At 50.7% G+C, this 12,298-nt stretch carries 12 protein-coding genes; all 12 read left to right on the top strand.

From position 1 onward, the window contains the following. Positions 1-280 precede the first annotated feature (280 nt). The 12 genes from nusB (at position 281) to C7U56_RS04325 (ending at position 12,298) form a co-directional block, all read left to right on the top strand. Positions 281-724, top strand: a complete 444-nt coding sequence (gene nusB, locus C7U56_RS04380; RefSeq protein WP_107000295.1) for a transcription antitermination factor NusB — start codon at positions 281-283, stop codon at positions 722-724. Between the two features lie 3 nt (positions 725-727). Next, positions 728-1,939, top strand: coding sequence for an exodeoxyribonuclease VII large subunit (gene xseA, locus C7U56_RS04375; protein ID WP_107000294.1), 1,212 nt, complete (start codon positions 728-730; stop codon positions 1,937-1,939). 109 nt (positions 1,940-2,048) lie between these two features. After that, entirely contained in the window at positions 2,049-2,258 is a 210-nt protein-coding gene (xseB, locus tag C7U56_RS04370) for an exodeoxyribonuclease VII small subunit (RefSeq protein WP_107000293.1), read from the top strand. Between the two features lie 5 nt (positions 2,259-2,263). Continuing rightward, positions 2,264-3,154: a polyprenyl synthetase family protein gene (locus C7U56_RS04365; RefSeq protein ID WP_107000450.1), complete on the top strand. Its 891-nt coding sequence runs from the start codon at positions 2,264-2,266 to the stop codon at positions 3,152-3,154. 61 nt (positions 3,155-3,215) lie between these two features. After that, on the top strand, positions 3,216-5,096 hold the full coding sequence (gene dxs / locus C7U56_RS04360; RefSeq protein ID WP_107000292.1) for a 1-deoxy-D-xylulose-5-phosphate synthase: 1,881 nt from the start codon (positions 3,216-3,218) through the stop codon (positions 5,094-5,096). 42 nt (positions 5,097-5,138) lie between these two features. Next, positions 5,139-5,987 (top strand): TlyA family RNA methyltransferase, encoded by an 849-nt coding sequence (locus tag C7U56_RS04355; protein ID WP_107000291.1) that lies wholly within the window; start codon positions 5,139-5,141, stop codon positions 5,985-5,987. Beyond that, positions 5,984-6,853: an NAD(+)/NADH kinase gene (locus C7U56_RS04350; protein ID WP_107000290.1), complete on the top strand. Its 870-nt coding sequence runs from the start codon at positions 5,984-5,986 to the stop codon at positions 6,851-6,853. The genes C7U56_RS04355 and C7U56_RS04350 overlap by 4 nt, the downstream gene beginning before the upstream one ends. 14 nt (positions 6,854-6,867) lie before the next feature. After that, on the top strand, positions 6,868-7,317 hold the full coding sequence (gene argR, locus C7U56_RS04345) for an arginine repressor (RefSeq protein ID WP_022359930.1): 450 nt from the start codon (positions 6,868-6,870) through the stop codon (positions 7,315-7,317). A 59-nt stretch (positions 7,318-7,376) separates the two neighbouring features. Continuing rightward, complete coding sequence (gene recN / locus C7U56_RS04340) at positions 7,377-9,044, top strand: DNA repair protein RecN (RefSeq protein ID WP_107000289.1); 1,668 nt, start codon at positions 7,377-7,379, stop codon at positions 9,042-9,044. Positions 9,045-9,719: 675 nt separating this feature from the next. Continuing rightward, a complete protein-coding gene (locus C7U56_RS04335; protein ID WP_146143906.1) occupies positions 9,720-10,496 on the top strand; it encodes an AP2/ERF family transcription factor in 777 nt (258 codons plus the stop codon). Between the two features lie 83 nt (positions 10,497-10,579). After that, complete coding sequence (locus tag C7U56_RS04330) at positions 10,580-11,356, top strand: CpsB/CapC family capsule biosynthesis tyrosine phosphatase (RefSeq protein WP_107000287.1); 777 nt, start codon at positions 10,580-10,582, stop codon at positions 11,354-11,356. 153 nt (positions 11,357-11,509) lie between these two features. After that, a complete protein-coding gene (locus C7U56_RS04325; RefSeq protein WP_107000286.1) occupies positions 11,510-12,298 on the top strand; it encodes a YveK family protein in 789 nt (262 codons plus the stop codon).

Raw genomic sequence — 12,298 nt, 5'->3', positions numbered from 1 at the left:
CAAATTCCTGCTGCCACCACGTTTTCTTACGGCACTTTCGGTTCCAAAAGTGCCTACCCGTGAACAGTAACTTTGGCGGATTCTTTTTCTCAAACTCTTGTGAAAAAACCGGGGATACGGTATAATGATACATTAGAATAGTAGAAATATAACAATTATGCAGGAAAGACTGTGGATATTCAGAAAACGATTGCGGCGGATTACGAAAGGGATATTTGCGATACCGAGGCAGCAAATCGGGCGTATCAGACGGATAGAAACAGGTAACAGGAGGATTAGTATGACCAGAAGAGAACTGAGAGAACATTGCTTTAAGCTGCTTTTCTGTGCGGATTTTTACCCGACGGATGAGATGCAGGAGCAGGTGGATGTATATTTTACAGAGCCGAAAGAGGAGGACGATGTTCCGAGCGGAATCGGCGATATCATCCATAATCCGATGTTAGACACCTTTGACGGCGGATACGTAAAGAGCAAGGTTGAGAAGATTCTGGATGTGCTTCCGGAGCTTGACAAGGCAATCGATGGGGTTGCACAGGGATGGACTACCCGCCGTATGGGCAAGGTGGAACTGACGATCCTGCGCCTGGCATTATACGAGATCAAGCACGATGACGATGTACCGGAGAAGGTAGCGATCAATGAGGCGGTCGAGCTGGCGAAGAAGTTCGGCGGCGATGATTCACCGGCATTTATCAACGGCATTTTAGCGAAGCTGGTATAAGCGATGGCTGGCGTATATTCGGTTTCGCAGGTTAATGCATACATTAAAAATATGTTCGCACAGGACTTTGCCCTGAACCGGATTTCGGTCAAGGGCGAGGTTTCTAACTGCAAATATCATACGTCCGGTCATATTTATTTTACCTTGAAAGACGGTCTGGGAGCGATGCAGGCAGTTATGTTTGCCAGTAGGCGGAAGGGACTTACGTTCCGTCTGGAAGAAGGACAGCAGGTGGTCGTCAAGGGCAGTATCGAAGTGTATGAGCGGGATGGAAGATACCAGCTCTATGCCAGCGAGATCACGCTGGACGGCACGGGCGATTTATTCCGGCGCTTTGAAAAACTGAGAAATGAATTAGAAGAAATGGGGATGTTTTCCCCGGAATATAAAACGCCGATCCCAAAGTATGCAAAAACGGTCGGTATCGTGACGGCGAGCACCGGCGCAGCAATCCGGGATATTATCAATATCTCGGGACGGCGGAACCCTTACGTGCAGCTTGTCCTCTGTCCGGCACTGGTGCAGGGAGCAGGGGCAGCGCCGAGTATCGTGCGGGCGATCCAGACCCTGGATGCGCTGCATCTGGATGTGCTGATCGTCGGGCGCGGAGGCGGTTCGATTGAGGATCTGTGGGCGTTTAATGAGGAGAGTGTGGCGCGGGCGATTTTTGCGTGCCGGACGCCGGTAATCTCGGCGGTCGGGCATGAGACAGACGTTACGATCGCGGACTATGTGGCGGATCTGCGTGCCCCGACTCCTTCGGCGGCGGCAGAACTGGCGGTTTTTGATTACCACCTGTTTGAGCAGCAGTGCATTGCGGCGGCACAGCAGATGACGAAGCGGATGGAGCAGAAGGCGGAGCAGTATGCCTATCGCCTGGAGCAGTTTCGTCTGCGCCTGCAGCTTCACAGTCCGCAGAGCCAGTTAAATGAGAGACGGCAGTATCTGGAAGATGCGAGAGTTAAGATGGCGCGCCAGATGGAGAAAAAGGTGTCCGATCTGCGCCATCGTCTGGAACTGGTGTGCAGCCGGATGGATGGTCTCTCCCCGTTAAAAAAGATAAGCGGCGGATATGGGTTCGTGACGGATGCAGATGGAAAACGTGTGGAGACAGTGACAGGATTGCAAGCTGGGGATACGCTGACCGTCCGTCTGCCGGATGGACGCGTGGAGGCAGAGATCTGGGAGGTTTATCAGGAAAACCTGCCTGGGTAAAAAAGTGGTTCATTGTGTTGCGTGTGAATCATAACAGAGAGATTTGAGAACACGTTTTCTTTCAGGAAAGATTCCGAGAGTATATTAGATAAAACAGGAGGCAGGATCGATGGAAGAAAATAAGGAAGAACTTTCGATCGAGGAAATGTTTGACCGTCTGGATGGCATTATGCGGACGCTGGAGGACAGCCGCAGCACGCTGGAAGAATCGTTTGCGTCGTATGAGGCGGGAATGCGTCTGGTCCGCGCCTGCAGTGAAAAGATAGATAAGGTTGAAAAACAGATTATGGTCGTAAACGGCGAGGAGACGGAGGCGTGACAGAGATGGAAAATGCAAAGGAACGGCTGGCACAGGCAGTCAAAGAAGCGGAAGAGATTGTATATTCTTATCTTCCGGCAGAGGAAGGGCATCAGAAAACGATCTTTGAAGCGATGAATTACAGCGTGAAGGCAGGCGGCAAACGCCTTCGTCCGATTCTGATGCGTGAGGTATACCGTCTGTTTGGCGGTCAGGGAAAAGAGATTGAGCCGCTGATGGCGGCGATCGAGATGATTCATACATCTTCCCTGATTCATGACGATCTTCCGTGTATGGACAATGATAAGTACCGCCGTGGCAAAAAGACGACCTGGGTTGCATATGGGTATGATATGGCAGTTCTGGCGGGAGATGCCCTTCTGATCTACGCGATCGAGACGGCGGTAAAGGCATTTGCGATGACGCCGGATGCGGCAAAGGTGGGACGTTGTATCCAGATTTTATCCGAAAAAACGGGTATTTACGGCATGATCGGCGGTCAGACGGTGGATGTGGAACTGACGAATCAGCCGATTCCGAAGGATAAGCTGGATTTTATCTACCGTTTAAAGACGGGAGCACTTTTGGAGGCTTCGATGGTGATCGGAGCCGTGATGGCGGGCGCGAGCGAAGCTGAGTGCGGGACAGTAGAGCGTATGGCGGCGGCGATCGGTCTGGCGTTCCAGATCCAGGATGATATTCTCGACGTTACCAGCAGCCAGGAGGTGCTTGGAAAACCGGTTCTGAGCGATGAGAAAAACAATAAAACCACTTATGTGACATTGGAGGGAATCGAGAAATCGAAGCATGATGTCAAACAGCTTTCGGAGACGGCGGTTGATATCCTCTATTCCCTGCCTGGAAAGAATGAATTCCTCGAAGAGCTGATCGAGATGCTGGTCAGCCGTGAAAAATAAAAAATCCAATCGAAGACCGGGGACGACAGCGGATGTGGAAAACGGTTTGGGGGATGAAAGAATGGTATTAGATACGATAAAAGGACCGGAGGATGTAAAACGGTTGAGCGAGGAAGAACGCAAGGAGCTGGCGGCGGAAATCCGCGAGTTTCTGATCGAGACGACAAGCCGGACAGGCGGTCATTTGGCGTCCAATTTAGGCGTGGTGGAACTGACGATTGCAATGTTCTGCGCACTGAATCTTCCGAAGGATAAGATTATTTGGGATGTAGGGCACCAGTCCTATACGCACAAGATTTTAAGCGGGCGGAAGGATAATTTTGATGGGCTGCGCCAGTATGGGGGCTTGAGCGGTTTCCCGAAGCGGAAGGAAAGCCCGTTTGATGCGTTCGACACGGGACACAGCTCGACTTCGATTTCGGCGGGGCTTGGTATGGCACAGGGGCGCGATCTGCTGGGCGAGGATTATTCGATCGTTTCCGTCATCGGGGACGGCGCGCTGACCGGCGGTATGGCGTATGAGGCGCTCAACAATGCGGGACGGCTCAAGACGAATTTTATTATTGTTTTAAATGATAATAATATGTCCATTTCGGAAAATGTCGGCGGTATGTCGCGGTATCTGAATAATCTTCGTGCAGATGAGGGCTACAATCTGTTGAAGAAGAATGTGGCGGGCACGTTATCGCGTATCCCGATGATCGGTTCGGATCTGGTCGGCACGCTGCTCCGGACAAAGAACAGCATCAAGCAGCTTCTGATTCCGGGCATGTGGTTTGAAAATATGGGAATCACGTATTTGGGACCGGTGGATGGACATGATATTAAGGGGTTGATCCGTATTTTCAGCGAGGCGAAAAAGATCAACCGCGCGGTACTGATCCATGTGATTACGAAAAAGGGCAAGGGATACCGTCCGGCGGAGAAGAATCCGTCGGCATTTCACGGAGTTGAACCATTTGATATTGAAACGGGAAAACCGCTCCGGAAAAAGGAACATCCGGGCTATACAGATGTATTTTCCAGAGAAATCTGCCGTCTGGCAGCGGAAAATCCGAAGATCGTGGCGGTGACAGCGGCGATGCCGGATGGAACGGGGCTCAAACGGTTCTCGAAAGAATATCCGGACCGCTTTTTCGATGTGGGAATCGCGGAGGAACACGCGGTTACCTCGGCGGCAGGTATGGCGGCAGCCGGTCTGAAACCGGTGGTGGCGGTGTATTCGTCCTTTTTACAGAGGGCATATGATCAGGTCATTCACGATGTCTGTATCCAGAATCTTCCGGTTGTGTTCTGCGTGGATCGCGCGGGACTGGTCGGAAGCGATGGGGAGACGCATCAGGGTATTTTTGATCTGACATTTCTCTCCTCTGTGCCGAATATGAGCGTGATGGCGCCGAAGAACCGCTGGGAACTGGAAAAGATGCTGCAGTTTGCCATCTCCTACGATGGACCGATTGCGATCCGTTATCCGAGGGGCGAGGCCTACCGGGGCTTGAAGGAATTTCTGGCACCGGTTGAGTATGGCGTCAGCGAGATGTTGTATGAGGAGAGCGGGACGGCGCTTCTGGCAGTCGGAAGTATGGTCAGCACGGCAGAGCATATCCGGGAGAAATTAAAGAGTGCCGGGCAGCCGTGTACGCTGGTCAACGGGCGGTTTGTGAAACCGATGGATACCGACGTGATCGACCATCTGGCTGGAACGCATCATACGATCGTGACACTGGAGGAAAATGTCCTGCGCGGCGGTTACGGCGAGCGGGTGACGGATTATGTACAGAAGCATTATCCGCAGATCAAGGTAGTTAATATAGCGCTGCCGGATGCCTACGTCGAACACGGAAATGTGTCGGTGCTCCGGAATGAGCTGGGAATTGACAGTGATTCGATTCTGGCGCAGCTGAAACGTGAAGGTGTGCTGCAGACTGACGCGGAAGCATGATGGGAAACAAAAGAGTGGCAGCAGCGGAAGGAAGAACATAGAATGAAAGAACGGTTAGATGTACTTCTCGTCAAGAGAGGTCTGGCAGAATCCCGTGAGAAGGCGAAAGCGATCATCATGTCCGGGATTGTATATGTAGAAGATCAGAAAGAGGACAAGGCGGGTACGACCTTCGATGAAAATGCGAAGATCGAGGTACGTGGATCTACCTTAAAATATGTGAGCCGCGGAGGTCTGAAACTGGAGAAGGCGATGACGCATTTCGGAGTGACGCTGGATCAAAAGGTCTGTATGGACGTCGGCGCGTCCACAGGCGGATTTACCGACTGTATGCTGCAGAATGGCGCGGTCAAGGTGTTTTCGGTCGATGTAGGACATGGACAGCTGGCGTGGAAACTTCGCAATGATCCGCGTGTGGTCTGCATGGAGAAGACAAACATCCGTTATGTGACACCGGAGGATATCGGCGAGCCGGTAGATTTCTCTTCGATCGACGTTTCCTTTATTTCCCTGACGAAGGTTTTAGGTCCGGTCAAGGAGATTTTAAGCCCGGGCGGCGAGGTGGTTGCACTGATCAAGCCGCAGTTCGAGGCGGGACGTGAGAAAGTCGGAAAGAAGGGCGTTGTCCGCGAGAAGAGCACGCATCTGGAGGTCATTCAGATGGTGATGGCATATGCGGCAGAGATCGGTTTTGAGATCCGGAATCTGGAATTTTCCCCGATCAAGGGACCGGAGGGAAATATCGAGTACCTCCTGTACCTGCATAAACCGGAGCAGGCATCGGAGGAAACTGTGACTGGTGAGGAAGCACTTGCAAAAGCGGAAAAAGAGTGTCCGGTTTCACCGGAACAGGTTGTTGAGGAAGCTCACAGGGAGTTAGACAAAACATGAGAAATTTCTATCTGATTGTAAACCGCGAAAAGCCGCGCGTAGAGGAGGCAGCTGGTTTGATTTGCAGCTTTTTTGCGGAACAGGGCTGCCGCTGCATCCGTCTGGATCGCCATGATGGACTTCGCAGGGACGCAGAAGTGGCTGCGGCATACCGATATACCGATCGCCGGACGGTGCCGGAGGATACAGATTGTGTGATCTGTCTGGGCGGTGATGGAACGCTGATTCAGGCGGCGCGTGATCTGGCGGGACGGAAGATTCCACTGTTTGGCATCAATATGGGGCATCTGGGGTATCTGACGCAGATCGGGCATGAGGAGGACATTCTGCCTGCCATGCGGGATCTGATGGAAGATCACTACCGTCTGGAAAGCCGGATGATGCTCAAGGGGTGCGTGATTTCCGGCGGGAAGGTCGTCATGGAGGATATCGCGCTGAATGATATCGTCCTGAACCGTATGGGAATCGATGCGTTCCGGTTTGAGCTGGCTGTCAATGGACAGCTGTTTAATGAGTATTCGGCGGACGGCATGGTGGTTGCGACCCCGACCGGTTCGACGGCATACAACCTGTCAGCGGGCGGTCCGATCGTGGCGCCGGAGGCGGATCTGCTGGTATTGACGCCTCTCTGCCCGCATTCACTCAATTCGCGCAGCATCGTTCTGCCGCCGGATAGCCATTTGAGTCTGCGGATTCAGACGACCGGGCGGACGAAGGTTTCGCTGAGCTTTGACGGCGATACGGTGGTTGATATTGAGCCGGGTGATACAATCGAGATAGCAAAATCAGAGATCGAGACGACATTGATACAGCTCAAACAGGTGCCATTTTTGGAAAATATACGGAACAAAATGAAACAGATATAAAAGGAGTCAGAGCCATGAAAATGGAACGTCACAGCAAGATTGTGGAATTGATTGGAAAATATGAGATTGAAACGCAGGAAGAGCTGGCGGAATATCTGAATAAAGAGGGATACAATGTCACGCAGGCAACGGTTTCCAGGGATATCCGGGAGTTAAAGCTGTCTAAGATCCAGACAGAAAACGGCGGACAGAAATATGCGGTTTTCCATCCTCAGACGGCGTTCAATGATAAATATACCCGTATTCTGCACGATAGCTTCGTTTCCATGGATATGGCGCAGAATATCCTTGTCATCAAGACGGTGTCAGGCATGGCGATGGCAGTCGCGGCAGCGCTCGACGCCATCCATTTTTCAGAGATTGTCGGCTGCATCGCCGGGGACGATACGGTCATGTGTGCAGTCCGTACGGTGGACGATACGATCGTTCTGATGGACAAGATCCGCAAGCTGATTGCGGGATGAGGTAAGGTGGGTTCACGCATTTTTTGCGGGAACCGCTGATAAGGAGGAACGGAAAGCGGATGCTTTATCATTTACGAGTGAAAAATCTGGCTCTGATCGATTCGGCGGAGGTGGAGTTCGGGGACGGACTCAACATTCTGACCGGTGAGACGGGAGCCGGAAAATCGATCATCATCGGTTCGGTCCAGATCGCGCTGGGCGGAAAAGCACCGAAAGAGATGATCCGCCGGGGTTGTGACAGCGCCTACATTGAACTGGTTTTCTCCATCGATGATGAGAGAAAGCGCGAGCAGCTGAAGGAACATGATGTTTACCCTGATGAAGAGGGAATTTTAATCATTTCTAAGAAAATCACACCGACCCGGAGCATCAGCCGCATCAACGACGAGACGGTAACGGCTGCAAGGCTGCGGGAGATCACGGGTCTTCTGATCGATCTGCACGGACAGCATGAACACCAGTCGCTGGTGAATGCGTCAAAACATCTGGAAATCCTCGATGCGTATGGCGGGGAGAAACTTCTCCCATTCAAACAGAATACGGAAGCTGCCTATCGCTTGTATATGCAGTTAAAACAGAAATGTGCCGCATTTGCATCCGATCAGGAGACGAGACTGCGGGAGATGGATTTCTGCCGGTTTGAGATCGAGGAGATTGAAAATGCCGCGTTAAAGGATGGCGAAGAGGAAAAGGTGGCAGCCGATTTTAAGCGGTTTTCCAATGCCAGACGGATCGCTGAGAGTCTTTCACAGGCATATGACGCGGTGTCCGGCGATGCGATGTCGCGGGCGTTCCGTGAGATCGATGGTGCGATGGCATTTGACGAGGGATTGAAGGGGATCCGTGACGAGCTGTGCGATGTAGATTCCCTTCTTTCGGATCTTTCCAGGGAGATCGCCGGATATATGGACGATATGACCTTTGACGAAGCGGCATTTCAGGAGACACAGGAGCGGCTTGACCTGATCCGGAGCCTGGAAACCAAGTATGGGAAGACGATCCCGGAGGTACTTCAAGCGTTGGAAGAAAAGAAAGCGCGACTGCAGGAACTGGAGAATTACGATGAACTTCGGGAACGGGCGGAAAAAGAACTGGAACAGGCGGAAGCAGTACTGAAAGAACATTCCGAGGCATTGTCAGCAGCGCGTAAGCAGTTTGCCGGGGAGCTGGTGGAGAAGATCGCAGACGGGCTTCGGGAACTGAATTTCCTTGATGTGCAGTTTGAGATGGAGTTTAGGCGGCTGGATCATTTCACGGCGGGCGGTATCGACGAGCCGGAATTCCTGATTTCCACGAATCCGGGCGAACCGGTTCGGCCGCTCGGTATGGTGGCGTCCGGCGGTGAGCTGTCGCGTATCATGCTGGCAATCAAGACGGTGCTGGCGGAGACCGATCAGGTTCCAACGTTGATTTTTGATGAGATTGACACCGGTATCAGTGGGCGGACTGCACAGATGGTATCGGAGAAGCTGCGGATCCTCTCTAAATGCCGTCAGGTCATCTGCATCACGCACCTGCCGCAGATCGCGGCGATGGCGGACCAGCACTTCGAGATCCGCAAATCCGCGTCCGATGGACGGACGGCAACCTCCATCCGCGCCTTAGACCGCGAGGCGATGGTGGACGAGCTTGCGAGACTGCTGGGCGGCGCGGAGATCACCGAGACCGTGCGGCAGAATGCGGAGGAGATGAAGAAGCTGGCAAAGAAGCGGAAGCTGGAGGTGTGATTATAAATTAAATATAAGATTCGGATTCAGAAAAATGTCGCGTAAGGCGGCATTTTTTTGATCCCCAGATACCAATTAGGTCGAAGTTTGACCGTTTGCGTCGAAGTGGTTTTGGAATAGATGTATATATGATAAAGTTAAAATAGAAAGTTTTAGGGATAAAAATAAGAACGGCAGAAATCTTAACTGGAACAAAGACATTTCAAAAAGCAAAAACATGTATTTATAATACGGATGGGATGCCCGTTTATGTGGATATTCCGGCCGAATATGGAAAAACATGGTTGAAGGATCTGGTCACAGGAAATGCATCCTTTTTTGATTTTGTAGCAGTCAGAAGGTTGAACAAGATAAAAATAAAGAAAACCACACAAAATCAACTGTACAAAATATAAATGTGCTATAAAAATGTAATGAATCATTATTGCACAAAATACAAGGCATGATAGAAGCCTCCATTTTTCTGGGATTTTGTTTTATATTGTCAGAAAAACAGGACGACATAATATGTATTATGTGGCACATAAGGGGAATACAGAAATAAGCAGAGGTATTTCTTTTTCAAAAATGCTGGATTTTACTGAATTTTTCAAAATCCCTGCAACTCATAAGTTTATAAAATTATGCTGATATGCTTCTAAGGGATTGTTTTTTTTGTCTTTAGATGGTAGTATTATGTTGATTATAAAAACAGGAGGAGACCGCGCACCACATAATACATATTATGTGGTACAGTGGGAGTATATGGGACGTGAAAACCTCGTTGGGATGAAGTTCGATCATCTTCTGGTTTTAAAAAGAGATGATACGAGGAAAAGCATACATTCCTACTGGCTTTGTCAATGCGACTGCGGAACTATATGTTCTGTAGCCGGGACGCATCTGAAGACAGGACACACCAAAAGTTGCGGCTGCTATCGAAAAAGAAAACAGGTACACGGCTGGCTGGATCTGACAGGCAAGCGCTATGGACGCCTACAGGTTCTTGGTCCGTGGGAGAAATATTCTCCTCTTTTAGAGGTGGTAAAAGAAGGCGGGGCTTCTGCAGAGGGAGGCAAACTGGCAGCCCAGGGAGACCTGTGGTTCTGCCAATGTGACTGTGGCAAGCTTTGTGTCTGTCAGAAAGAAAACCTGCGCTTGGGAAAAACCAGAAGCTGTGGCTGCCTTAGGCAGGAACAGAGAAAAGTAAATATGCGCAAATCCATCCATTTTGCAGAAAATACCTGTCTGGAGCGGATCGCGAGCCGGAAAGAGGCAGTGAACAACACCAGTGGACACCGAGGTGTATACCGGAGAGAAAATGGAAAATGGCGTGCCAGCATCGGGTTCCAGGGAAAAGTTTATAACCTTGGGACATTTGTGGACTATGAGGATGCAGTAAAAGCCAGATTGGAAGCAGAGAAAAAGTATTATGACACATTTTTAGAGCAATATCAGAACAGGACGAAGTAGGTGGACAGCAAAAAACGATGGTGTAAGCTGTCTATTTCGCGTGTATTCAGACAGAAAAATGACTGACTAAGGAGAGAAGTGCAATGGCGCGCAAAACGCAGAGAAGACCGGACAAGATAGAGCTGGGTGTGGTGGATATCCATACACACGTGCTCCCGGGGATAGATGATGGGGCAGAGAAAATGGCACTCAGTTACCGGATGCTTCGGAGATCTTATAAGCAGGGCGTCCGGAAGGTGATAGCCACCCCACACTATGTAGCGTATCACTGGCGGACAAAACCGCAGCAGATACAAGAGCTTATGGAGAAGTTGGCGGCTCGTGTCCAGAAGGCGATGCCCGATCTTGAACTCTACCGGGGGCAGGAAATCCAATACTTCGAAGGCATGGTCGAGATGCTCCGGGAAGGAAAGCTTCTGACACTGGCGGGCAGTCGGTACGTGCTGACCGAGTTTCTGCCGACATCCTCCTGGAGCCAGATCGAGGGCGCTGTCCGGGAGCTGACGATGGCGGGCTATCTGCCTGTGCTGGCACATATCGAGCGGTACCAGTGTCTGCGGGAAAAAGGACGCCTGGAAGAGCTAATGAAGGAAGGCGCGTATCTCCAGATGAACTACGGAAGCCTCACGAAACTGAGCCATTTCTGGAAAATAAGGGAGCGCCTGGACCGGAGGTGGTGCCGCCGGACACTTCTAGCCGGTTACATCAGTTTTCTGGGAACCGACATGCATGGCAACCGCCACCGGGTTCCCAACAGTGCGAAAGCCATCGCATGGATCCGGAAAAAGGGAGGCAGTGAACTTGCCAGACAGCTGTCGATCGAAAATCCGGAAAAGATCATACTGGATGAGAAATTGTAAAAGAATAGATGTTTGCGAAAAAATGCAAATGTTTTTCGAAATCACGTGGTTACAGAACATTGACAAATTCCGTTACCGGGCATGTATGCGTGAACCGTAACATTGTAACAATGTCTGACAGATAAAAACAATACGAAAAGGGAAAAGGAAGGTATGGAAAAGAGAAAAAATCAAGGACAAGAATGGGAAGACGAGGAAGTAATCGATCTGGGTGAAATCTTTTATGCATTACTCCGGAAACTCTGGGTCATCATTGCAGTGGCGGTGCTCGGAGCCGGAATCGGCGGAGCATACAGCTATTTTCTGCTCACACCGCAGTACAGCTCAACGGCGAAGATTTATGTACTGACGAAAGAGACAACGCTGACCTCGTTAGCCGATCTGCAGATCGGCACGCAGCTGACACAGGATTACAAGACGATCATCACCGGTCGTTCCGTTATGGAAGAGGTGGTTGATAAGCTTCATCTGGATATGGATTATAAAGAACTGGTCAGAAAAATTAAGGTGGAGAACCCGTCGGATACTCGTATTTTAAACATTTCTGCACTGGATCCGGATGCGGAGATGGCAAAAAAAATTGTCGATATGACCGCAAAGGTGGCATCCGACTATGTCGGCGAGATCATGGAAATGACGCCGCCGAAACTCATCGAGAGCGGTGAGGTGGCAAAACAGAAAACCAGCCCGAGCAATACGAAAAACGCGCTGATCGGCGCACTGATTGCCGCAGTGATCGTGTGCGGATACATTACACTGACGGTTATCCTGAATGACACCATCCGTTCGGAAGAAGATGTGGAGAAATATCTGGAACTGCCGGTACTGGCAACGCTCCCAGAGAGCAAGATCCACGGACGGGGCGAGAAGAAGGTAAAACGTACCTCTGGTATCTGGGATATCATCAATCCATTTGCCGGAAAAAATAAGAAGGAAAGGTAG

The sequence above is a fragment of the Clostridium fessum genome (assembly GCF_003024715.1).
Lineage (GTDB): Bacteria > Bacillota > Clostridia > Lachnospirales > Lachnospiraceae > Otoolea > Otoolea fessa.
This window is presented reverse-complemented; position numbering and strand designations above follow the sequence as displayed.